This window comes from Bartonella sp. AA2SXKL (assembly GCF_042197205.1).
GTDB lineage: Bacteria > Pseudomonadota > Alphaproteobacteria > Rhizobiales > Rhizobiaceae > Bartonella.
In genome coordinates, this window is record NZ_JBHIRN010000007.1 from 93,653 (window position 1) to 115,636 (window position 21,984).

General features: G+C 36.6%; 17 protein-coding genes and 1 other RNA gene. 13 read left to right on the forward strand and 5 right to left on the reverse strand.

The features are described from left to right. Window positions 1-169 precede the first annotated feature (169 nt). The 4 genes from ffs to ACFINS_RS06060 all read right to left on the reverse strand — a co-directional run bounded on the left by ffs (window position 170) and on the right by ACFINS_RS06060 (window position 4,403). An RNA gene (gene ffs / locus ACFINS_RS06045) (signal recognition particle sRNA small type) lies at window positions 170-267 on the reverse strand. 1,599 nt (window positions 268-1,866) lie between these two features. Next, window positions 1,867-2,274 (reverse strand): hypothetical protein, encoded by a 408-nt coding sequence (locus tag ACFINS_RS06050; protein WP_375610537.1) that lies wholly within the window; start codon window positions 2,272-2,274, stop codon window positions 1,867-1,869. 537 nt (window positions 2,275-2,811) lie between these two features. Further along, entirely contained in the window at window positions 2,812-3,675 is an 864-nt protein-coding gene (locus ACFINS_RS06055) for a prephenate dehydratase (RefSeq protein ID WP_375646290.1), read from the reverse strand. Next, a complete protein-coding gene (locus tag ACFINS_RS06060) occupies window positions 3,672-4,403 on the reverse strand; it encodes a 3-deoxy-manno-octulosonate cytidylyltransferase (RefSeq protein WP_375650831.1) in 732 nt (243 codons plus the stop codon). Before ACFINS_RS06060 ends, ACFINS_RS06055 begins: the two co-directional genes overlap by 4 nt. A gap of 125 nt (window positions 4,404-4,528) precedes the next feature. Here ACFINS_RS06060 and ACFINS_RS06065 point away from each other — a divergent pair, with 125 nt between their 5' ends. Beyond that, complete coding sequence (locus tag ACFINS_RS06065) at window positions 4,529-5,092, forward strand: c-type cytochrome (protein WP_375705979.1); 564 nt, start codon at window positions 4,529-4,531, stop codon at window positions 5,090-5,092. Between the two features lie 926 nt (window positions 5,093-6,018). On the opposite strand, the gene ACFINS_RS06070 is transcribed toward ACFINS_RS06065, so the two are convergent. Then, a complete protein-coding gene (locus ACFINS_RS06070) occupies window positions 6,019-6,813 on the reverse strand; it encodes a molybdopterin-synthase adenylyltransferase MoeB (protein WP_375638369.1) in 795 nt (264 codons plus the stop codon). An 87-nt stretch (window positions 6,814-6,900) separates the two neighbouring features. On the opposite strand from ACFINS_RS06070, the gene gshB reads away from it, so the two are divergent. The 12 genes from gshB (at window position 6,901) to ACFINS_RS06130 (ending at window position 20,911) form a co-directional block, all read left to right on the forward strand. After that, the gene (gene gshB, locus ACFINS_RS06075; RefSeq protein WP_375611796.1) at window positions 6,901-7,848 is read left to right on the forward strand and encodes a glutathione synthase; all 948 of its coding nucleotides are present in this window, start codon (window positions 6,901-6,903) and stop codon (window positions 7,846-7,848) included. A 133-nt stretch (window positions 7,849-7,981) separates the two neighbouring features. Further along, complete coding sequence (locus tag ACFINS_RS06080; protein ID WP_375705980.1) at window positions 7,982-9,028, forward strand: substrate-binding domain-containing protein; 1,047 nt, start codon at window positions 7,982-7,984, stop codon at window positions 9,026-9,028. A gap of 75 nt (window positions 9,029-9,103) precedes the next feature. Beyond that, on the forward strand, window positions 9,104-10,564 hold the full coding sequence (gene pstC, locus ACFINS_RS06085; RefSeq protein ID WP_375705981.1) for a phosphate ABC transporter permease subunit PstC: 1,461 nt from the start codon (window positions 9,104-9,106) through the stop codon (window positions 10,562-10,564). After that, window positions 10,561-11,853, forward strand: a complete 1,293-nt coding sequence (pstA, locus tag ACFINS_RS06090; RefSeq protein WP_375705982.1) for a phosphate ABC transporter permease PstA — start codon at window positions 10,561-10,563, stop codon at window positions 11,851-11,853. Before pstC ends, pstA begins: the two co-directional genes overlap by 4 nt. Window positions 11,854-11,904: 51 nt before the next feature. Next, window positions 11,905-12,663 carry a phosphate ABC transporter ATP-binding protein PstB gene (pstB, locus tag ACFINS_RS06095; RefSeq protein ID WP_375632304.1) on the forward strand — a complete coding sequence of 253 codons (759 nt, stop codon included), beginning with the start codon at window positions 11,905-11,907 and terminating at the stop codon, window positions 12,661-12,663. Window positions 12,664-12,684: 21 nt separating this feature from the next. Then, window positions 12,685-13,407, forward strand: a complete 723-nt coding sequence (phoU, locus tag ACFINS_RS06100; protein WP_375705983.1) for a phosphate signaling complex protein PhoU — start codon at window positions 12,685-12,687, stop codon at window positions 13,405-13,407. Between the two features lie 549 nt (window positions 13,408-13,956). Beyond that, window positions 13,957-14,790, forward strand: a complete 834-nt coding sequence (locus tag ACFINS_RS06105) for a cell wall hydrolase (protein WP_375613326.1) — start codon at window positions 13,957-13,959, stop codon at window positions 14,788-14,790. Window positions 14,791-14,967: 177 nt separating this feature from the next. Beyond that, window positions 14,968-16,215 carry an aminopeptidase gene (locus ACFINS_RS06110; RefSeq protein WP_375705984.1) on the forward strand — a complete coding sequence of 416 codons (1,248 nt, stop codon included), beginning with the start codon at window positions 14,968-14,970 and terminating at the stop codon, window positions 16,213-16,215. A gap of 271 nt (window positions 16,216-16,486) precedes the next feature. Beyond that, on the forward strand, window positions 16,487-17,362 hold the full coding sequence (gene mutM / locus ACFINS_RS06115) for a bifunctional DNA-formamidopyrimidine glycosylase/DNA-(apurinic or apyrimidinic site) lyase (RefSeq protein WP_375621213.1): 876 nt from the start codon (window positions 16,487-16,489) through the stop codon (window positions 17,360-17,362). Window positions 17,363-17,446: 84 nt separating this feature from the next. Beyond that, window positions 17,447-18,841 carry a M20/M25/M40 family metallo-hydrolase gene (locus ACFINS_RS06120; protein WP_375611787.1) on the forward strand — a complete coding sequence of 465 codons (1,395 nt, stop codon included), beginning with the start codon at window positions 17,447-17,449 and terminating at the stop codon, window positions 18,839-18,841. Beyond that, window positions 18,834-19,454, forward strand: a complete 621-nt coding sequence (locus ACFINS_RS06125) for a ribonuclease D (RefSeq protein WP_375632307.1) — start codon at window positions 18,834-18,836, stop codon at window positions 19,452-19,454. The genes ACFINS_RS06120 and ACFINS_RS06125 overlap by 8 nt, the downstream gene beginning before the upstream one ends. A 1,076-nt stretch (window positions 19,455-20,530) precedes the next feature. Beyond that, entirely contained in the window at window positions 20,531-20,911 is a 381-nt protein-coding gene (locus ACFINS_RS06130; RefSeq protein ID WP_375705985.1) for a hypothetical protein, read from the forward strand. Window positions 20,912-21,984 lie beyond the last annotated feature (1,073 nt).

Consider the following 21,984-nt stretch of genomic DNA (forward strand, 5'->3'; position numbering starts at 1 on the left):
TAGATCAATACTGTAGTCTCATATAAAAGGATTTTTTCTTAATCAAATTATTTATGGGACAATTTGTTTAAAAATAACAAAACCCCTTTATTTACTGCATACAAATGCTGCTCTGAAGATTAAAAATACCTCGCTAAAAGACAGCATAAAAAATAATTTTTTCAGCAAAATAGGAGGTTGGAACGATGACCCGTACCAGAACTCGTTGGGGCTGCTTCTTTCCAGACCTGACCCAGTTGGCGAGTAGTTCGTCCACCACCAACCTCCCAAGCTCATATTGTCGATTTGGAATGAAAAATCAAGATCAGAAACGAAAAATATCCTAAGAACGACGAAGAATTTTCCTTTGCATTTAATTTATTGATATATAAACAACAAAGAGATTGTGGATTTATTAGTTTTTATAGCAGTAGCTCTGCATATTTATTTGGTATGAAAATATCTTTTCGCTTAAGATAGTCTGAATATATAATTATTCTCATTTGCTGAAACATGTAAGAGTTTTAGGATAGCTCCGTCTGTTCTAAAACTACGAAATTGGATCATTAAAAATTTACAACAGTTAAAGAAGCAAATAAAGTATATAGATCATGTAATTGGCTAACATGCGAAAGTTAGGGGGAAGAGTGCTATTTAAATAATTATAAAATATTGCTTTAAGGATGTTGCTCCTCTATACAAAACAGAACATCCCAAACAGAATACATTTAATGTTGTACATTCACAGGTTTTTTAAAGAGTGATTGCTCAATACTCTTAACTATATTTCAAACTCTACTCGTAAATAGTATACATACTCTCCTTGAGATATAAGTCCATTGTGCACTATCCTTTTTATGCTTAATAAAAGTATAAATTTTAGCCCTCATACTATTTAACAACTCCCAATGTTGCGATCCCTTGCACTTGAGAGGCTTTATAAGAAGCATTTTTATTCCTTTTTTAATCGTTTTTACTCACACATCACTCCCATTTGTAACTTTCAAGGAAATGATTTTAATTGATTCAATATGAGATTTAAGATGGGAGGATCTTACTTTATTTGTGGTTGTAATTCAGTATAAAAAATCGAACTCTTATAATGATAAGTCAATATATTAAATATCTTATAAGAGAACCACCTCATTTCTATAGTGAATGAGCATATCAAGTACGTAATATTTTTTCTTTTAACATCTATGAATGTAAATCTTGAGTAGATGTTATCGCTCTTTTTTCTTGAGTGCTGATTTTCTTCATTAAAGACGTTGGGCTCATCACTAGATAAATCAATATATGTGTTCCCATTATTGGAGAAAAGATTTCACATATCTTTTAAGGACTGTACTCATACAAGAGACGATGCAATTTAAAAGCTATAAAATAATAATGGTGGCTGGCACAGATTTATGATTTTATAACTGTAAAAATGGTATTTTATATACACGACATTTTATAGTTTCAGATAATTATATTCTTTAATAAGGAGGGAAGAGCGAGATGATTTTTTACAAAAGCTGAATGAGTATGATTTAAAATGCAGCGAGGAATGCATCTGTAGAGCAAATTTTACTTTTCTGTTTATCTAAGTGATTTGGGTACGATGTGCTTTATAGTACTTAAAATAAAGCAGTTGCGAAGATAAAAGTTATATTCTTATTAAAAAAATAGCTCTGATAGTAGAAAATACAGAACAATTTAAGTTTAGTCTTTTAGTTTTCGCAAAAGTTCTTTAATATCTAACCTTATAAGCAGCTTAAGGTTTGTCATATTAGGATAAAATACCTCTTCAGCGATTAGTTTTAATAGCTCATTATGCTGTATTTTGAAAAAAACACCTGAAAAAAAGAATAACTCTACTCAAATTTAGATGTTATAGAAATATTGTTAATCATAACCTCCTGTGTCACAATCTGTTCCAACAACTTTTTTGTTCGTAATATTTTTAAAAATATAATGTCCTGACCAAGGAAAACTTATATGAAGAGATTTTATATTTTTTAGGGTAAAGATTTTCTTTTCTTTATCATGGGTTATTTTCTTTTCATCATCAACAAAAATTCTCAATTTGTTTAAATCAGAAGGGGCAGAGTATGATAAAGTAAAGGATACTTTCTTCGGTTTAAAGGTATTACAAGAGTATTCAACTCCTTGCTGGAATGTATAGGATGGTGTGATCACAACACTTTCATCCCGCGCAAAATTCCATTTTTTTTCACCAAAGCCAGCAAATGCAACACTAGAGTAGGCGAGAATATTTGCGGCTAATAATCCTCGCGTGAAGATTTTTTTCATTATCCTCTCCTTTTTTCTAAAGTGAGGTGAATCATAAATCAGTTTTTATAAAGATACAAGTTCAAACTTAACGCTAAAATCAGGGCTAAGTTGCATTTTCTAGTTTTAAACCATGTTTAGAATGATATTAATCTAAAAGATTCGAATACTCTATTATGTATAATAATTTGAATTGTTTTGAGAGCTAATTTAGAAGTTCGTTATCTTTATTGGAATATTGTCAGAGGAAATGACTTTTCTCAAGAGGCTCTCTTTAAATATATAAAGGGAAATAGATGGTACAAGCGTTTTTATTTTTGGTTACTGTGTTTTTTTACACTGGTTTTTATACGAGTTGAATTGCGGTTTATCATTATATAATTTGTGAGAAAATATTATGAAAATAATTTATATATTCTATTACGAGCTGTTTTTTCTTCTTCAGTGTTTATGAAGGGTGTTGAGTAGAAAAAACGGGACCTTTCAAGATGCGTTGCATTATGAAATTTTTACGATGCTTTTTGATATCAACAAAAAATGATAGCAGCTTAATTGCTTTTATATATACGATGTTCGATCGTTTTGTGCTGGATAAGTACCGATAATACGCAGTTCTGCAGAAAAGAAAGATAATTCTTCTAAGGCAAGTTTCATCATCGGGTCTTCAGGATGTCCTTCAATATCAACAAAGAATTGTGTTGCATTGAAATTTCCACCAATTTGATAGCTTTCTAATTTTGTCATATTGATACCATTCGTTGCAAATCCTCCCATAGCTTTATAGAGAGCTGCGGGGACATTGCGCACTCGAAAAAGAAGACTGGTGATGATTTTTTCGCCATTTTGAGGTTTGGGGACATGCCGTTTGGAGCGTGAAAGGATGACAAAACGGGTAATATTATGAGGGTTATCTTCAACATCTCTTTCAAGAATATCAAGTCCATAGAGTTCTGCTGCGATTAAAGGTGCTAAGGCAGCCTGTGAACGTTTAGCATTTTTTTTAATAAATTTTGCAGCTCCAGCGGTGTCAGCAGAAACAACAGGTTTCCAATCGTTGTTTCGTATGATTTTTCGGCATTGTGCAAGGGCATGCGTATGGCTGTGGACGGTTTTAATTTCGTCATGTGTAACGCCGGGCAAAACCATGAGTTGAAAATGGATAGGTAAAAAATATTCATCAATAATATAAAGAGATGACTGCGGTAAAAGATGATGAATGTCTGCAACGCGCCCTGCAAGAGTATTTTCAATAGGGATCATAGCAAGATCAGCTTTCCCGCTTTCCACTAAATTAAGAGCGTCTTCGAAAGTAGCAGAGGGAACAGCATCCATATTGGGGAACATATTGGAGCAAGCAATATGGGAATTAGCGCCGTATTCTCCTTGGAAAGAAATTTTATTGGTTTTTTTAAGTATTTTCATGCTAAAATCTCACAAACTCTATCGAGATCATGTTGTGTGTCTACACCTAAGGGAATTGTATCGACTATTTCCACATCAATACGCATATTGTTTTCTAATGCACGTAATTGTTCAAGTTTTTCACGTTTCTCAAGTGGTGAGGGTTTGAATGATACAAATTTTTCAAGTGCTTCGCGCCTATAAGCGTATATTCCAATATGGTGATAAAGAGGACCATCTCCATAGGGTGCTGTGGCGCGCGTAAAATAAAGAGCACGAAGGCGATTTTGAGAAAGCGGTGTCCCAATGATCTTGACAACATTGGGATCTCTTGTTTCATTTTCTTCAATGATTTGAGCACCCAAGGTTGCAATATCAGTAAAGCTATTTTCTAAAGGGCGTAGTGCACGAATGATTTCACGAGGCATGATTGTTGGTAGGTCACCTTGTATATTTAAAATGGCGTTGTAGCGTTGTTCAGGATCAATGCGTACTAAAGCTTCATAAATACGATCAGATCCAGACTTATGATCACCTCGTGTTATGATATATTCATGCCCATAATCTGCAACAGCTTTAGCGATATCATTATGATCTGTTGCAACGATGGTTCGACCTAATGCGGCTTTTTTTGCTTGTTCTGCGACATGAACAATCATCGGCTTTCCAGCGATTTCAGCGAGAGCTTTTTGAGGTAGACGGGTTGAGCCCATACGGGCAGGAATAAGAATAATTGGTTCAAGAGCCATTGTAAGATTCCCAATGTCATCTGTGATGCATTTATGATGTTGTGTGTTATAAAGAAGATGTTGTGTGTTATAAAGAAAAAGCTTAAACTAAAAATGGTAATAAAATCGTGAACATTTGAGTTTTTATGAATCGCTGGAAAGTTATCTATTTTGTTTTTGCTTGTTTATGTGTGTTGGTCATTGTTGTGGGAATTTCCACACTCAGCAATATAGTTTATGATCATCCTACATCAGTTCAATATTATCATACAGTTACCAAGAACGATATATTTAAAGAAAAACAAAAAGCACCTGATGTTTCCCTATCACTAAATAGCCGACTTCAACAAGGCAATTTTGAAAATGGCCGTAAAATTTTTCGCCAATGTGCCATATGCCATACTTCTGGACGCAATGAAGCAGGGCGTGTTGGTCCAGTTCTCTGGGAGATTGTTGACCGCCCTTTGGCATCAGCAGCAGGTTTTGCTTATTCACGGGCATTGCGTGCGCACTCTGATCAAAAATGGGATTTTGTAACGTTAGATCGTTATCTGCGTTCTCCGCGTGAAGCTTTTCCTGGGACCATTATGTCTTTTCGTGGAATTAAAAATGACCAAGATCGTGCCGATCTTTTGCTTTATTTACGCAGTTTATCCGATCATCCTGTTCCTTTACCAATGGATAATAATAAAGCGAACGAGCCAAATTAACTTATACCATAGATGTTAATTTTAGAAAGAAGTCTGATTTTTTTGTAATTTTAGTTTCACAGTTTTATAAAAAGAGCTCTTATTGATGTTTTGTTAGGGGGGAACGCCCCTCACGCAAAACAGAACACATTTAACATTGCATATTTACTCGCTTATTTTAAAGAGATCTTTTATAAAAATGCACTCTTTACGCTGTCGTCTGTGGATTGGTTTTCAAGATTTGTGTGCTTCACTTTTTCTACATATACTTGTCTGTGAAATTATTGCTGAAGGATTATCAATTCATGAGCCGCAGCTTTCTGCTTCTGAATGCAATAATTATGTAATTAAAGCTCTCCATGAGGTTTATCTCAATCCTTCTATACACATCAATCCCTATGTACTTTTACATCAAGTCCCATGTATTTTTCTTATGAACAGAGACAATTGATTGTTCTTATACGTGCAATAATCCTAAGCTGCATTTTATGATGCTCGATGAATAGACGTTTTCTCTTGAGGTTAGAGATGTACGGACAGATCATTGACCTTTTATAGTATCGATCACTAAAATATGACTTAAATTATTTATTTATAGGTTATGGTTTGAAGTAAGCACTTTCATGTGAAACAATTTTTATGTGTGAATAGTAAAATAGTTGAATAGAGTTCTGCTGATTGTATTTTTATCTACGTCGAAAATTTTTTACACAAGAATACTGATAGCAGCTGCGTTCCCACGAGTCTCTGTCCATTTATAGACGATGACATGAAATTATGCTGATAATCCATTATAGAGAATTATTTTTTCACAAAAGGTTTGCCATATTTGTGATAAATTTAATAGGTTTCATTGGTTACAATGTTTAGATGACTTGCGATAAAATTAATTAGTATTTCAATACATATTGCGAGAGTGCTAAAAATTAGTGGAAGAGAGGACATAATCATGATTCTCCAAGCTTCTTAATAACTATGGTATTTTCTTTATAATTTGAGCGTTTATAAGTAATAATATTAAATTGCGCTAATAATCCATTATAGAGAAGAATCTTTCCTACTAATGGCTCTCCGATGTTTGTGATCATTTTAATAACTTCCATTGCTTGTAGGGTCCCAATAACGCCAGGTAAAACACCGATGATTCCAGTTTCAGCGCATGTTGGGATAGTCCCGTGAGCTGGAGTGGTGGGAAATAAATCGCGATAGTGAGGATTATTGTCTTTATACGGCATAAGGACCGTTAATGAGCCATTAAAACGTTCTACAGCACCGCTTATTAGAGGTTTTTTGCATTGGGCAGCGTGATCAGCGAGAAGATAGCGTGTGGTAAAATTATCACTTCCATCAACAATGATGTGGTAAGCATTGAGCAGTTTATCCACATTACTTTTATCTAAGCGTAGGGTGTGTTTTTCAACTACAACATGGGGATTTATTGCTTTTATAGTGGTTTCAGCACTGTCTGTTTTGCTTTTGTTGATTGCATTTGTTTTATGAATAACTTGGCGTTGTAAATTGGAAAGTGAAACGATGTCGTTATCGACAATTCCAAGGGTTCCAACACCTGCGGCAGCCAAATAGGTTAAGACAGGAGCACCAAGACCACCCGCGCCTACAACAAGAACACGTGCTGTTTTTAGCTTTTGTTGCCCTGCACCACCAATCTCAGGCAAAATGATGTGGCGTGCATAGCGTTCGATTTCTTTGTTGTTTAATTTTATATCTGTTTCTTGTGTCATAAATTTTCTCTTGTCATAGTTCTTTTATTGTTTACTAAGTTTATGATGCATAGACCAGTCTGCTTTTAGGATAGAGAGGATTTATTTATGAAAATTGCCATTCAGATGGATCATATTTCAACAGTTCGGATTCAAGGAGATACGACATTTGCACTCGCTTTAGCAGCCCAAGAACGTGGACACTCTCTCTTCCATTATACACCAGATCGTTTATCTCTATACGATGGTTGTGTGATTGCACGACTAGAGCCATTGATTGTACATGATAAAGAGGGAAGCCACTATCGATTAGAAAAGCCTGTTCGTACGGAATTAACAGATATGGATGTGGTTCTTTTACGCCAAGATCCACCTTTTAATCTCAATTATATCACAACAACTCATTTGTTAGAGCGTATTCATCCTAAAACACTCGTTGTGAATGATCCTGCATGGGTACGCAACAGTCCAGAAAAAATTTTTGTTACTGAATTTTCTGATCTGATGCCAGAAACATTAATTACCAAAGATATTGAAGAAATAACAGCTTTTAGAGAGACATTTGGCGATATTATTGTTAAACCACTTTATGGGAATGGGGGCGCTGGTATTTTTTATTTAAGACAAGATGATCGCAATTTAGCATCATTGTTAGAAATGTTTGCAGAAATTTATCACGAACCTTTTATTGTTCAGCGCTATTTAGAGGCAGTACGAAAAGGAGATAAAAGGATTATTTTGCTTGATGGTACACCTGTTGGAGCTATTAATCGAATTCCGACAGAAACAGATGTGCGCTCTAATATGCATGCTGGAGGTCGCGCGGAAAATGTGGAGTTAACAAAACGTGATTATGAAATTTGTGAACGCATTGGTCCAGCCTTAAAGGAACGCGGTCTTCTTTTTGTGGGGATTGATGTGATCGGAGATTATATAACAGAAATTAATGTGACGTCTCCTACGGGAATTCGTGAAATTAAACGCTTCTGCGGTACGGATGTTGCTCATTTGTTTTGGGATGTTATTGAGTTCAAGCGTTCAAATGAATTTATTTGACAGAGGACAAAAACATGGTTTTAAAAAAATGATCCATGTTGTTTTTTATATTTGTTATGTTGCAAATGTGAACTAGAATGACCGTATAATATAAATTAAGAGGCTTTGTTTTCAATTTTTAGGGAGTTTATAGATGAACAAAGTATTATCAATTGGAGTGGGATTGATTTTTGCGCTACTGCTGTCAGCAAATGGAGGCAATGCGCGCGATCAAATACAGATTACTGGTTCATCTACAGTTTTACCTTATCAAAAGATTGTTGCTGAAACATTTGGAGAAATTTATCCCCATTTTAAGGTTCCTGTTATCGAATCGGGAGGAACAGGAGCTGGTATTAAGGAATTCTGCCGTGGTATTGGGGAGAACACTGTTGATATTGTTAATGCTTCGCGAGCAATGAAACCGAGTGAATTACAGTCTTGTTTTGATGCTGGTGTAAAAGATGTTGAGGAAATACGTATTGGGTATGATGGCATTGTTTTTGCAACTGATATCAAGGGACCTGATTGGAAATTACAGTCAGTAGATGTTTATAAAGCCCTTGCTGCTCGAATTATTATAGACGGAAAGTTGCAACCGAATAATGTTTTGAAATGGAGTGCAGTCAATAGTGCTCTTCCTGATTGGACGATAGCAGCGTATATTCCTGGGGAGAAGCATGGGACACGTGAAGTTTTTGAGGAAAAATTACTTACTAAGGGGTGTAAAGAGAGTGGGGCAGTTGAGGTGATGAAGTCTTTAGGAATGGATGATAAGGAGATACACACTGCTTGTATTGCGGTACGTAAGGATGGAAAAGCGGTTGATATTGATGGTGATTATTCTGAAACATTTGCGCGTCTAACTTCTAATAAAACAGGGGTTGGTATTTTTGGTTTGTCTTTTTATCAAAATAATGCTGATAAACTAAAGGTTGCCGATATTAACGGTTTTGCGCCAACAGTTGAGACGATTTCTAGTGGACAATATCCGGTTTCTCGTCCGCTTTTTTTCTATATTAAGAAAGCACATTTAGGTATTATTTCAGGTTTGCGAGAGTATGTTGACTTTTTTCTTTCTGATCAAATGATTGGTCCAGAGGGTCCTTTGGCTGAATATGGTTTGATTGTTTCTCCTGAAAAGGAGCGTCAAGCACAGCGTTCTGATTTTTCTGCTGGTCGAGTAATGACATTGAAATAATTTGCAGGGAAAATTTGTTGGATTTCTGGGATAGGGAATTTGGATGCTATTTTTTTATAAAAACTGAAAGATAAAATGCGCATTTCCTTTATTATTTTGTTATTATTGACTTTTGGATTTTGTGGTTTTTGTATTTCTTATATGCGAGCACGCATTCTTGAATACAGACAACATAAAATGCATTCTCGTGCTTATTATTATGGCTGGTGGACATTTTTGATTACTGTTATTCCAGCTTTTATTTTTTTAATTGTTTGGGATGCTGGGAGTACAATTTATTTAGAATATAATGCCTCTCGAGAGCTTGAGGCGTATAGTGCGCATGTAACAGAGCCTGTAAATCACGATCTACTTTGGGAGACACTTCGAAGTCTCGTCAAAAAGATTCATCGCTTTGAGGGGAATCTTTCTAGCGCTTCCTATAAGGAAGTGCAGGCACAATTACTCGCGAAGGGATTGATTTTATCCGATGAAGCATCGGATGATGTGTTCAAAATAGCACAGTCGTGGGTATTCTCTTCTGAAAAGCTTAAGTTTATAGGTTATGTTTTTCTTTTTGCTATTGCGTCCTTTGGTTTTATCTGTGGAATGATGCAAATTGCGCCTCATCAACGTGCCCGTAATAAGGTTGAATCTTTTATTATTATTGGATTGATTTGTGCATCTATTGTTGCAGTCTTGACGACAATAGCCATTGCACTTTCTATGTTTTTTCAGACAATAAGCTTTTTTCAGTCTGTATCTTTTTCAAATTTCTTTTTAGGAACGGTTTGGGATCCGCGTTTTTCCGCGAGCGGTTCAAGCGGTGAAGTAGGACAATTTGGTTTAATACCACTTCTTGCTGGTACGCTTTATATTGCATTTGTTGCCATGCTTTTTGCTGTACCTATAGGATTATTTTCAGCTCTTTATATGGCCGAGTATGCTTCTTCGCGATTGCGAGCAATTGTGAAGCCATTGTTAGAAGTTCTTGCTGGCATTCCAACGATTGTTTATGGCTTTTTTGCTTTGAAGGTTGTAGGACCATTTTTACGAGATCTCTCTGCTTCTCTCTCAGACGGGGTTAGTTTTATTATGGCGCAAAGTGTTTTGACTGCTGGAGTTGTGATGGGAATTATGTTGATTCCTTTTGTTTCCTCTTTGTCGGATGATGTTATAACAGCTGTTCCACGCATTTTACGTGAAGGTTCTTATGGTCTAGGAGCAACACAATCTGAAACAATTAAGAAAGTCGTTATACCGGCAGCGCTTCCAGGGATTATGGGAGCCATTTTGTTGACAGCATCGCGTGCAATTGGTGAAACAATGATTGTGGTTTTGGCGGCGGGTGTTGCTGCAAACTTAACACTCAATCCTTTCGAAGCAATGACGACGATGACAGTTAAGATTGTTAATCAATTGACTGGTGATTTTGAGTTTAACTCTCCACAAACTTTGGTGGCTTTTGCATTAGGAATGACACTCTTTGTCATGACACTTTTGATGAATATTCTAGCTCTTTATATTGTGCGTAAATATCGGGAACAATATGAATGAATGAAAAAATTCTTTTGCCTCGTCGCAATATTAGCCTCAAACGTCGGTATTGGGCTGAACGTCGTTTTCGTGCCTATGGTTTGATTGCCATTTTTATTGGTTTGTTTTTTTTATTTGCGCTTTTATGGTCTATCATTAGTCAAGGTTATACAGCCTTTTTGCAGAGTCAAATGACATTATCGATTTATTTGGATGAAAAGATTATTGATCCAGGTGGTCAACATAAAACAAATCCACAGGTCCTCATAATGGCGAATTATCCAATTCTTGTACGCAATGCGTTAGCCAAGAAACTTGATATCGATCAAAATGATCGAGCCTCTCTGCGGGATGTTAGCCGTATGTTTTCAAGTGGTGTACGTGTTCAACTCCGTGAAATGGTGACAAAGAATCCAAGACTGATTGGCACAATGCAAAAAATCAAAGTTTTGGCAGCTGCGGATATCGATTCTGCTTATAAGGGGCAGATTGATCTGCATGTAGCAGAAAAAAACCGTAAAGTTTCTAATCGGCAAATAGAATGGATAAAGCGTTTAGCGCATGATGGTACGCTTTATAAAACATTTAATGTTGGTTTTTTTACACTTGGCGCTTCAAGTCGTCCTGAGACTGCTGGGTTAGGGGTTGCGATTATTGGTTCTCTTTATATGATAGGCATTGTTTTATTGGTTTCACTTCCGATAGGCATAGCAACGGCTCTTTATTTGGAAGAATATGCACGTAAAAATAAATTTACAGATTTTATCGAAGTTAATATCAATAATCTTGCAGCTGTTCCTTCGATTGTCTTTGGTCTTTTAGGACTCGCGGTTTTTATTAATTTTTTGGGATTACCACGTTCCGCTTCTTTTGTTGGAGGTCTTGTTTTAGCGCTCATGACTCTCCCCACGATTATTATTGCAACACGTTCTGCTTTGCGTGCTGTTCCTCTCTCTATTCGTTCTGCAGCTTTGGGGTTGGGAGCATCAAAAACACAAATGATTTTTCATCATGTTGTTCCTTTAGCTGCGCCTGGCATTTTGACAGGCACAATTATTGGAGTCGCTCAGGCTTTGGGTGAAACAGCTCCTTTGCTTTTGATTGGAATGGTTGCTTTTGTTGTTAATATTCCTACGACCCCCATGGATCCAGCAACGGCTTTGCCTGTTCAAATTTTTATGTGGGCGGGTGAAGCAGAGCGTGCTTTTGTTGAAAAGACATCAGGTGCTATTATTGTATTGATGATTTTTCTTGCGATCATGAATATTTCTGCGGTTTTTTTACGTCGACGATTTGAACGCCGCCAGTAATTTTAATAAAACAACAGCTTTGATAAGATTTTTGTAAGGTGAATTTTTGTAATGAAGATTAAAATGCGCGGTCAGGATGTGAAGGTTTCTTACGGAGATAAAGAAGCACTCCACGGTATTACACTTGATATTCCTGAACATCAAGTAACTGCTTTGATTGGTCCATCAGGATGCGGAAAGTCAACTTTTTTGCGTTGTTTTAACCGTATGAATGATACGATTGAAGGCGCTAAAACAACTGGTCTTATTACCTTAGATGGGGAGAATATTTATGACACACGGATTGATGTTGTAGAATTGCGCGCTCGTGTTGGAATGGTTTTTCAAAAGCCCAGCCCTTTTCCAAAATCTATATTTGAGAATGTTGCGTATGGTCCACGCATTCATGGTTTAGTTAAAACACGCTCTGAATTGCATGATGTAGTTGAAAAGAGTTTGAGGCAGGCAGGTTTGTTTGAAGAAGTAAAAGACCGCCTTCATGATCTTGGAACAAGTTTATCAGGGGGACAACAACAGCGTTTGTGTATTGCACGTGCTATTGCGGTTAGTCCTGAAGTTATTTTGATGGATGAGCCATGTTCAGCTCTTGATCCTATTGCGACAGCACGGATTGAAGAGCTTATCGATGCGTTACGGCAAAATTATACAATTGTTATCGTAACGCATTCCATGCAACAGGCCGCGCGTGTTTCTCAACATACGGCTATGTTTCATTTAGGGCATTTGGTAGAAGTTGGTGCGACTGAAATGATCTTTACCTCACCAAAAGAGCAACGGACGCAAGATTATATTACGGGGCGTTTTGGATAGGTGAATTGAGGAGTATAAGATATGTCTATGAAACATACTGTCCGTTCTTATGATGCAGAACTAAAATATTTAAGAGTAAGGATTACAGAAATGGGAAGCCATGCAGAAAGGATGATTGAACGTTCTGTCGCATCGGTTGTGAGTAGTGATCTTCAACTTGCAACGACAGTGATTGCCGATGATGTGTTTTTAGATGAAGCAGAACGTGATATTGATGAAAAAGCGGTTGCTATTATTTGCAAACGCCAACCGATGGCTGTCGATTTGCGTGAAATTATTGGAGCCATTCGTATTTCTTCTGATCTTGAACGGATTGGGGATATGGCAAAAAACATTGCTAAAAGGACTGTTGCACTTTCAGAAATACGTCAATCTGCTTCTATTTATCATGGGCTTGAAACAATTACAGCTTTAGCACTCAATCAATTAAAAGAAGTCTTAAATGCTTATACGAGTCGCCTATTAGAGCGTGTTGACGCGGTGCGTGAGCGTGATGAGAAGATTGATGCTTTGTATACTTCTCTTTTTCGTGAACTTTTGACGTATATGATGGAAGATATGCGCAATATTACGGTTTGTACGCACTTACTGTTTTGTTTAAAGAATATTGAACGAATTGGTGATCATGTTACTAATATTGCTGAAATGCTGCATTATATCATAACGGGTTACCATATGTCCTCTGATCGTCCTCGCGATGACCTTACTTATAAAGTTGGGGTAGGTGAGAAGAAAATAGATTAAAATTTTTCTTATATGTATAAAATAAGTTTGTAGATATATGAGTATTTTCTTAAAGTGCAGCTATAGGAAGAATAAGATAACCATCTTATGGAAAAGCACAAAGAAGCAACAAAGAGTTTTTTCAGAGAAGCATGGCAGATTGTTAACTCTTGGTTTGACATATTTGTATATTAGATGATATCATCACTCGTATTGTGGCAGGAGGGGAGTTTTCTAGGGGAATTTCCTTTCAGATCATTTTGTTAAAATTTTATATTAAAGGGGATATCTGTATTATTTTTTCGTATATAGAAGAAGTGGATAGTGTTACTTTATTGTAATTGAAACGTGTGGGTTATTATAGCCTATATTGAACCATGAAGAATAACAATATCGATCTGTAAATTAAGAGTTTTTTATTTTTTATTTTGCATAGATACTTTTTGATTACCTCTTGTATTAAAATTTTACTGAGTGGTAACAATTTGCTATGTACTTTATTGAGAGATACATTTAAAGCTCATTTCAAGACTTGAATATCTCAGAGATTATAGGAATGTGTTGCATAAGATGAAAAAAAATCGTTGGAATGTTTTTGTTACCTGTTGTGTAGCGCCATTAGTTGTTGTGGGATGTGCTTCAAGTCATTTAGATGCTGGAAAAATAAATAATAATAAGACAAAAGCGGTTACATATCCATTGACAGAGCGTCAATGTCTTATGCGAGCGATGTATTTTGAATCAAATCGCACAAGCCGTGAAGGAATGATTGCCGTTGGAACGGTTGTTATGAATCGTGTTAATTCAACTGCCTATCCTAAGACGATTTGTGGTGTTGTTGGTCAATATAGGCAATTTGCTCCTGGTGTTTTAACGCGTCCTATGACGGAGAAAGCATCTGTTGCTCGTGTAAGAGAGGCGGCTGATGCCGTTTTACGGGGTGAACGAGATAAGAAAGTTAAACACGCTAAGTTTTTTCATACCGCTGGTTTGTCTTTTCCGTATAAAAACATGCATTATGTTCAGGTTGCAGGGGGAAATGCTTTTTATGAAAAACGATCACGTGATGGAGAGCTTCAAGTTCCTACAAATAATCGCCCTTATGATGTTGCTTATGCTTTTGCTCAAGAACGTTCTGGTCATGCGCCAAGCTTTATAGATGAAGGCTTAGAGAGTAGGGGCGTAAAGGCAGAGAAAAGTACATCTCCTTCGACAGAAGTAGCACAGTCCAAGATGGCACATCCTGCGCCTTTTGCTATGGTACAGCTTGATAAAGTTCCTATCCCTGCCTATGCACCTCAACATCTAGCTAGGAAAGAGGAAAATAAAACGATTATGGTTTTACCTTCATCTGATCAGTTAAATGCAATTGTTGCAATGTTAGAAAAACGACACAGGAACTAGTAAGTTTTTCATGACCAAAGAAGGATGATATACCCATTGCGGTTTATGAATTAAGTGAATTTTAGCGATAATGATACGCATAAATATACGTAGAGAAAGCGAACTCAAAGGATCTGAAAAACAATTTATAATATGACGACATAAAGAACGCATTCTATTTAAAGAAGGGTATTGGTAATGTACTTTGATATTCATGAGACAATTTTGCCTGAAATGCTTAATCGTCTTGCAGAAATTACAGTGAAAGTGGGGTTGAATTTACAAGAGGGGCAGGATCTTGTTTTAACTGCTCCAGTTTCAGCGTTACCTTTGGTTCGGCGTATTGCATATCATGCTTATAAGGTTGGTGCTGGTGTCATTACACCAATTTTTAGTGATGATATGTTATCGCTTACACGGTTTGAAAATGCCCATACAGCTAGTTTTGATTGTGCCCCTTCTTGGCTTTATGAGGGAATGGCAAAGGCTTTTGAAAATGGGGCAGCGCGTTTAGCGATTGTTGGTGATAATCCTTTGCTCCTTTCCAATCAGGATTTTGATAAGGTTTCACGTTTAAATAAAGCCACTTCAATAGCTTACCAGCCGGCACTCAAGCAAATATCAAATTTTGCTATGAATTGGTCGATTGTTGCTTATCCAACAGCAGGATGGGCTGAGGCAATGTTTCCTTCTTTACCACTTAATGAGGCGATAAAAAAATTAGCCGATGCAATTTTTTCTGCTTCACGTGTTACAGGAGAAGATCCGGTGCAGGCGTGGACTGTCCATAATGCACATTTGAAGAAACGGTCATCTTGGCTTAATGAGCAGCGTTTTTCTGCCTTACACTTTACAGGGCCAGGGACTGATTTAACTGTTGGTTTGGCAGATGATCATGAATGGCATGGTGGTGCATCCGTTGCTCAAAATGGTGTTATTTGCAATCCGAATATTCCGACAGAAGAAGTTTTCACGACTCCTCATGCTCATAAGGTTGAAGGTTTCGTTCGCTCAACAAAGCCCCTTTCCTATCAAGGAACTCTGGTTGATAATATTGAAGTACGTTTTGAAGCAGGGCGTATTGTTGAGGCTCGTGCATCAACAGGCCAAGAAGTTTTACAGCAGGTTTTGCAAAGTGATGAGGGTGCAAGCCGGTTGGGCGAAGTTGCCCTTGTGCCCCATTCTTCACCAATTTCTAAGAGTGGCCTCCTTTTTTATAATACCTTATTTGATGAAAATGCTGCATGTCATATTGCTTTAGGGCAGTGTTATTCCAAATGCTTTTTAGATGGGGCATCATTGACGTCAGAAGAGATTGCAGCACGTGGTGGGAATAAAAGTGTCATTCATATTGACTGGATGATTGGTTCTGGTGAAATTGACATAGATGGCATTACCCAAGATGGTGTAAGAGTTCCTGTATTTCGTAAGGGTGAATGGGCTTAATTTTGTTACCATAAAACACGGTCATTTGAGGTGGGGTGGGATGTAAGCTTTATTGATACGTTAAGTATTTTAGAGTGTGTGGTATATATTCAAGGCAGGGTTTGTCCATAAAGCCTTTAGTTAAATGATTCACATGAGTAGGAATCCAAGTAAAATCGACTCATCAAGAATTTGTTTAGTAGATGTAGAGGAAGTCTTCGTTTTTTGAGGGGGGAAGAAGTCAATTTATCAGTGATACGATTGGAAAGTGTATAATTATTAAAGAAGAGTAATGCCTGAGCTTCCTGAAGTAGAGACAGTTCGTCGTGGACTTGAGTCCGTTGTAACTGATGCAAAGATAGTATCTGTCAAACTTAATCGTAGAGATTTGCGCTTTCCTTTTCCTGAGGCTTTTTCTGAGCGCCTTATTGGCAGAACAATTATAGAACTTGGTCGGCGTGCGAAATATTTATTATTTCATCTTTCTCAGGATGAAACGATTTTAAGCCATTTAGGAATGTCTGGTTCATGGCGTATAGAGAATGATTTTTTAAGAAAAGCTTGTTCAGCGTCAAGTAAATTAGTTAAACATGATCATTTTGTCATGGATATTCAGACAAAGAATGGTGACGTTTATCGTCTTATTTATAATGATGTGCGTCGCTTTGGGTTTATGCTTTTAGTCGATACGGATAAGCTTTATGAACATCCACTTTTAAATAAGCTAGGTCTTGAACCTATGAGTAATTCGTTTTCTGGTCGTTATTTACAAAAGGCTTTTGTTAATAAAAAAATGTCTCTCAAGGGTGTTTTACTTGATCAGTCTATTGTTGCAGGTCTTGGGAATATTTATGTTTGTGAAGCACTTTGGCGGAGTCGTTTGTCTCCACAACGTGGTGCATTTACATTGGCATCAAAAACGGCACGTGCACGTGAATTTGCAGATTCTTTAGCACAAAATATACGCAATGTGATTTCTGAAGCCATTTTGTCTGGTGGCTCTTCTTTACGTGATTATATGCATATAGATGGTTCGCTTGGTTATTTTCAGCATGCTTTTTCAGTTTATGGACGAGAAGGCAAGCAATGTTTGGAATGTGGAGCGCCTATTATGCGCATTTTACAGGCTGGACGTTCAAGTTTTTACTGCTCACAATGTCAAAAATGAATAAGGTGTCTTGCAAAATCTTACAAGAGGCTTAAAGTCATCGCATCTATAATATAATTACACAAGGCTTGAAAGGTTTTTTTTATGCTGAATAAAGTACTAACACATCTTGATGGAAATATAGAGAAGAGCCTTGAACGCCTTTTTTCTCTTTTACGTTTTCAATCGATTTCTACAGACTCGGCTTACAAGGATGCATGTCGTAAAGCAGCTGATTGGTTAGTAGAGGATTTAAAAAGCATTGGTTTTGAGGCTTCACGCCGTGATACGCCGGGGCATCCAATGGTTGTTGGGCATCATCCTGGACCTTCAGATGATTGTTTGCATGTGTTGTTTTACGGACATTATGATGTTCAACCTGTTGATCCATTGAGTTTATGGGAGGATGATCCATTTACACCTTCTTTAAAAGAGAGAGATGGAGAGAAAGTTATTTGTGCTCGTGGAGCTTCAGATGACAAAGGTCAGTTGATGACTTTTATTGAAGCATGTCGTGCATTTAAGAAAGAAACAGGGCAGCTTCCTATTAAAGTTACTGTTTTATTTGAGGGAGAAGAAGAATGTGCTTCTCCTTCCCTTATTCCTTTTTTAAAAGCAAATACAGATGAACTTAAGGCAGATTATGCATTGGTTTGTGACACGTCAATGTGGGATGCGGATACACCATCTATTGCTCTTTCTCTTCGGGGAATTATGGCAGAAGAGATTATTATCACAGCAGCGAATCGTGATTTACATTCTGGTTATTTTGGAGGAGTAGCAGCTAATCCCATTCGTATTTTAACGAAAATCTTAGCAGGACTTCACGATGAAAATAATAGGGCAACACTTCCTGGTTTTTATGATGGCGTAGAAGAAACACCTCCACAGATTTTACAATCATGGAATGCACTTAATTGTACTGCTGAAAATTTTCTTGGTCCTATAGGACTTTCCGTTCCAGCTGGTGAAAAAGGGCGGAGCATTTTAGAGCTTGTATGGGCACGTCCTACCATGGAAATTAATGGTATTAGTGGCGGCTATGAAGGGGAGGGGATGAAAACAGTTATTGCTTCTCAAGCGAGTGCAAAAGTATCGTGTCGTTTGGTGCATAAGCAAGATCCAGAGAAAATACGCCAAGCGTTGCGTGATTATGTACGTAGCTCAATTCCTGCTGATTGTAAGGTTGAATTTAAGAATCACGGTTCTTCTCCGGCACTTCAGATTTCTGATGATTCATCTTTTATCAAGGAGGCGAAGGATGCCTTATCACAAGAGTGGGAAGTGCCCGCTGTCTTGACAGCCATGGGGGGCTCGATCCCAATTGTAGCAGATTTTCGGTCAATTCTTGGTATGGAAACTCTTTTGGTTGGTTTTGGATTGGCTGATGACCGTATTCATTCTCCTAATGAAAAGTATAATTTAAAATCGTTTCATAAGGGGCAGCGGTCTTGGGCGCGTATTCTTGCTGCTTTAGCAAGTAGGAGGGTAAATGGCTGAGATTCGCGTTCATCAAGGTGATTTACCAAACTTAGACAATTATAAAACTGATGCCATTGCGATTGATACCGAGACTTTAGGATTACAACCCTATCGTGATCGTTTATGCGTTGTTCAGCTTTCTTCTGGAGATGGTACTGCTGACGTTATTCAGATTGCTAAAGAACAAAAGAGTGCACCAAATTTGATAAAATTGCTTGAGGATAACGCAATAACCAAAATATTTCATTTTGGGCGTTTTGATCTTGCTATTTTAGCGCATACATTTGGTGTTATGCCAGAGGCTATTTTTTGTACAAAGATTGCTTCGAAACTCACGCGCACTTATACGGATCGTCATGGCTTGAAAGAAATTTGTAATGAATTGCTGAATGTGAATATTTCTAAACAGCAACAATCTTCGGATTGGGCGGCAGAAACGTTATCACAGGCACAAATTGAATATGCTGCGTCGGATGTGTTATATTTACATCGTTTAAAGGTTATATTTGAAGAACGTTTAAGACGTGAAGAGCGAGAAAATGTTGCCAAGGCATGCTTTCAATTTTTGCCTATGAGAGCTAGGCTTGATCTTTTAGGATGGGCGGAAGTTGATATTTTTGCGCATAGCTAACTTTAAAATTGGCTTTTAAATAGAGTTAATTATTGATGTGAGAGGACAAAATGCTTGTACATTATGGGCATTTTATCCTCTCATCTTTTCTGATAAGAATTATAATAAATTCTTAAGTGCTATTTCATTTGAAGTTTAGGCAATAAAGGTACTTTTGCGAATTCATATTTTTTATTTTTGTAACAGCTTTTATTTGAAACAAAGCAATTTTGAGGAGAGGCTGGAAACATACGGTAGGTTGGAAGACTTAAATCTCTGAAACCGGTATACAGCCTAATTGGAGGAGAATATGAATGTGTAAATGTAAAAAACCAATCTCATCTTTACCATCATTTTTAATTCTGCTTTACGACTTTCAAAAGTATTTAAAGCAATGTCTGTTAAATAATAGAGATTACGCATTGCCCCATACTTTTGTTTCTCATGTTTTTAATGGATTTACGTTCTTCGTGTAAAACAGAACGCTCTAAACGGAATATATTTGTGTTGCTAATTCATGTGCTTTTTGTAAAGAAACCGACACCCAAGTTCATTTTACGGTGGCGCTCATAAAAGATATAACAATAAAGCTTCCAATACCAATATAAAATCTATTGAACACTACCATCTTTATGCTTATGGAGTAACAAGCCGCTACCATCCACACAACTGTGCCAATTCCCAATGTTGTGTAAGTCTTTAGCACTTGAGACGGTTCATAAGAGGCATTTTTAGTCTTTTTTTTTAGTGTTTTTTATCCACACAGCTCTCCCAACTTGTAACGTGCAAACAAATGGTTTTGATTGATTCAACATGAAAAAGATTTGGAATGAGAGAATCTTATGGTATCTAGAATTCTCAGTCAATATGAATAACGATAAATTATCATTATAAATCAGTATATTATATGAAGTTCGTATAGTTTATTATTTTCAGACGATACTTCGTGCCTTTATTTATTACTCAATAAGTAATTTCTATGTTAGTAGAGCAGGGCAATTTTCTTTTATTTTAAAATTAAAATGCTTCAAAGCTTTGTTTTTTGAGGATTCTCACTTTTTATCTATAAACATGCTATTTTTCTCTAGAAATTTGCAATGAAGACACTAGATAAAATCCATTATGGATATTTCTACGAGGTTAAATTTATGAACATAAAATATTTTATTACGGCTTTCGCTACGTTTGCTTCAATCTCTGTAGCTCAGGGTGCTTCTTTCTTGTCTTCTCAAAAGTTAATAGAGGGTATACCTTCTCTTGTTCCTCCTAGAGATCTTTTTTCTAGTGAACAGTTGAGCAAGATCTTCTCTGAAGTTGTTCAAATGGAACTTTCTTGCACGCATAACAACCAATGCATAACAGCAGCTAAGTTAGTACCTGTATCATATTCTGGTAAAAAAAGATTTAAAAAGCCTAAAAAAGGATCAGGGAAAGGAAGACGACCAGATTTATTTAGACGAAGTCCAATGAGTTATTAAAAAGTAAGAAAACAACATCAAGAGGTCTAACGTATGATCGGGAATTGAAGAGAGGAGATATTTTTTATCATTTGAAAAGTGGAGGAGCAGTTGTTCGCAAAGGCTATTATAATTGTGTACGGAGGGAGTGAAGAGTACTATTTGGAAAAGATATGGGGAGGTGGATTTCGGTGTAAGAATACTCTGTATAATGGCAATCGCTCGTTACAAAATTCATGGGTTTGGATAAATATAACCTCCCGATTTTGGGTTACGCTGTTATACTGTAAATACTGTCATTTAAGCGTAACTATACAGCGCATATAAAACTCCTTGATAAGTGTTTTTAGAGTAGGACTTGTCCAGAGAGAGCCTTTAGTTAAGTGAATCACATAAGTAAGGAGTTAAGAAAATCCTCTCGACAAGAAACTAAGCTGTTTGCAGAGAGGATACCTCATCAAAATCGAGTGAAGCAACAAAAATGTTAAACTTTTGATCTTTGATGGTATGCTTCGACTACAGAATTTATAAAATATTCATTTGTCTATGATTCAAAATATCAGATATTTTTTCTGCCAAATTCATGATTTTTAAAGCAAGGTGTGGTGTGAAAACTTTAAGAAAGATTTCTCGTTTTTTCAGCTTTAAGGAGATTTCTATATAAGTTTTAATGTTTATCATACCGGTTATCTGTCTTTAGGTATTTTTTTCAATTTAGCTAAAAAGAGTATGAAATGATAGCCTACAAATAGGGCTAAAGCTCTGGAAAAGATTTTCTAGAAAGTTAAGCAGAAGCGTAAATATGTCAAAAAGGAATAAATTCCTAAATTAAAAACAAAGAGCAAGCGTGATGAAATTACATGTAATTTTGTTGCAGTTCATGGGGTAGTGAAGATCTTGTTCTGTCGGGTACAAGCATTCTTTACAATGATGAAAAAATAATCAAAGAGCTATTCACATTTGGTTATACGAAGGATGAAGCTAAAAACGTTGTTTGTATGAATTTAAATGGAACTGTTACATTTAGCTGCTCTCAATATTGTAACAGTCTTCATTGTTATAATATTGAGAATATTAATAGGAGCCATTCTAGC

Excerpts from the sequence above, each read along its gene's own strand:
- ACFINS_RS06055 (WP_375646290.1), bottom strand. The coding sequence starts at position 3,675 with ATGAAAATACTTAAAAAAACCAATAAAATTTCTTTCCAAGGAGAATAC.
- gshB (WP_375611796.1), top strand. The coding sequence starts at position 6,901 with ATGAAAATTGCCATTCAGATGGATCATATTTCAACAGTTCGGATTCAA.
- pstB (WP_375632304.1), top strand. The coding sequence starts at position 11,905 with ATGAAGATTAAAATGCGCGGTCAGGATGTGAAGGTTTCTTACGGAGAT.
- ACFINS_RS06110 (WP_375705984.1), top strand. The coding sequence starts at position 14,968 with ATGTACTTTGATATTCATGAGACAATTTTGCCTGAAATGCTTAATCGT.
- ACFINS_RS06080 (WP_375705980.1), top strand. The coding sequence starts at position 7,982 with ATGAACAAAGTATTATCAATTGGAGTGGGATTGATTTTTGCGCTACTG.
- ACFINS_RS06050 (WP_375610537.1), bottom strand. The coding sequence starts at position 2,274 with ATGAAAAAAATCTTCACGCGAGGATTATTAGCCGCAAATATTCTCGCC.
- mutM (WP_375621213.1), top strand. The coding sequence starts at position 16,487 with ATGCCTGAGCTTCCTGAAGTAGAGACAGTTCGTCGTGGACTTGAGTCC.
- phoU (WP_375705983.1), top strand. The coding sequence starts at position 12,685 with ATGTCTATGAAACATACTGTCCGTTCTTATGATGCAGAACTAAAATAT.
- pstC (WP_375705981.1), top strand. The coding sequence starts at position 9,104 with ATGCGCATTTCCTTTATTATTTTGTTATTATTGACTTTTGGATTTTGT.
- ACFINS_RS06060 (WP_375650831.1), bottom strand. The coding sequence starts at position 4,403 with ATGGCTCTTGAACCAATTATTCTTATTCCTGCCCGTATGGGCTCAACC.
- ACFINS_RS06070 (WP_375638369.1), bottom strand. The coding sequence starts at position 6,813 with ATGACACAAGAAACAGATATAAAATTAAACAACAAAGAAATCGAACGC.
- ACFINS_RS06120 (WP_375611787.1), top strand. The coding sequence starts at position 17,447 with ATGCTGAATAAAGTACTAACACATCTTGATGGAAATATAGAGAAGAGC.
- ACFINS_RS06130 (WP_375705985.1), top strand. The coding sequence starts at position 20,531 with ATGAAGACACTAGATAAAATCCATTATGGATATTTCTACGAGGTTAAA.
- ACFINS_RS06105 (WP_375613326.1), top strand. The coding sequence starts at position 13,957 with ATGAAAAAAAATCGTTGGAATGTTTTTGTTACCTGTTGTGTAGCGCCA.
- pstA (WP_375705982.1), top strand. The coding sequence starts at position 10,561 with ATGAATGAAAAAATTCTTTTGCCTCGTCGCAATATTAGCCTCAAACGT.
- ACFINS_RS06065 (WP_375705979.1), top strand. The coding sequence starts at position 4,529 with ATGAATCGCTGGAAAGTTATCTATTTTGTTTTTGCTTGTTTATGTGTG.
- ACFINS_RS06125 (WP_375632307.1), top strand. The coding sequence starts at position 18,834 with ATGGCTGAGATTCGCGTTCATCAAGGTGATTTACCAAACTTAGACAAT.